The sequence below is a fragment of the uncultured Campylobacter sp. genome, from assembly GCF_938018145.1.
Taxonomy (GTDB): domain Bacteria; phylum Campylobacterota; class Campylobacteria; order Campylobacterales; family Campylobacteraceae; genus Campylobacter_A.
Map to the genome: position 1 here is coordinate 1 of NZ_CALIII010000126.1, position 1,417 is coordinate 1,417.

Genomic DNA, 1,417 nt, shown 5'->3' on the forward strand with positions numbered 1-1,417 from the left:
ATATATAATACGTGACTGCAGCCCGCAGCGAAATCCAACGAAGTATAGGGCAAAAAGACAAGCCGCCGCAAGGCAAATTTACAGCCGCACTATCTGCGCTCCAAATCCCCCCTGCCCCGCCGGCGCGTCGAAAAACTCCTTCACGCTCGGATGTTCGCGCAAGAAGTTTTTGACCGCGTAGGCGAGCTTGCCCGTGCCGATGCCGTGGTACACCTGCACCTCGTCAAAGCCCATCACTAGGCTATCTGAGATAAATTTATCCAGCTTTTGCACCGCTTCGTCCGCGCGCAGTCCGTGCAGATCGAGCGTGACGCTAGCGTTTTGCGGCTTTTGCACGCTTAGATTTATGCCTGATTTTTTAGGTGGTGCGGGCGTTTCGCCGCTGATTTTTAGCTGATTTATCGGCACGCGCATGCTCACGTTATCGGTTTGTATCACGGCGTCGTTTTTACTTAGGCTTGCGACGACGCCCTTTATCTTGCCGTATTTTACGCGGTCGCCGACTTTTAGCTCGGGCGGGGCGGAGATTTCTGGTTTTTGCACGGCGCGTTTAGCCTCGTTTGCGCGGTTTAGGGCGCGCTGTTTTTCCTTTGTGTCGTCTAAATTTATCGCGCGTCTAGCCTCGTTTATCGCCTTAAAATACTCCCGCTCCAGCCGCGTTATCACCTCGTGCTGCTCGGCCTCGGCGCGCTCTTTTTGCTCTTTTAAATTTTCGATTAGGGAGTCTAGCTTTTGCTCTTTTTTCTCGGCACTTTCGAGTTTTTCTTTGAGCTGCACTTCTAAATTTAACGTCTTTGTGATGATTTCGTTTAGATTTTCTTTGTCCTCGCCGTAGATTTTTTTCGCCTGCGCGACCAAATTTGCCGCGATGCCGTATCTAGCCGCGGTCTCAAAGGCGTATGATTTGCCGATCGTACCCTTTAAAAACTCAAATTTAGGCCGCGAGTTTTCCTCGTCATAAAGCGCCGCGACGAGTTCTACGTCGGGGTTTTTAGCTAGTAGCATAGCAAGGCGCTTGTGGTGGGTGGTGATGATCATCTTGATATCCTGACTCATCAGCCGCTCGATCATCACGCCATACAGGCTCGCCGCCTCCTCAAAGTCCGTTCCGAGCTCAATCTCATCGACTCCGATGAGCAGGTTTTTTTTCGTAAAAAGCTTGGAAAAATGCACCATACGCCCGGCAAAGGTCGAGATGTCGTTTTTCACATTTTGCGGATCCTCGATGATGGCGTCAAATTCCTTGAAATTTCCGATCTGCGAATTTTGCGCGTTTATGTGCATCGGCAGCAGATATTTGGCTAGAAACGCTGCCGCTATCAGCGATTTTAGCAGCATTGATTTACCGCCCGCGTTCACACCCGTGATTAGCAGCACTTTTTTACTAAAATCGATACTGATGCTTTTTGGATTTTTT

1 protein-coding gene is annotated in these 1,417 nt (G+C 49.9%); it reads right to left on the reverse strand.

Annotation, left to right across the window (positions count from 1 at the left end; all coding sequences use genetic code 11):
• Positions 1-78: 78 nt before the first annotated feature.
• Positions 79-1,417: Smr/MutS family protein (locus Q0338_RS02825; protein ID WP_298085440.1), on the reverse strand; the 1,339-nt coding region annotated here is incomplete at its 5' end.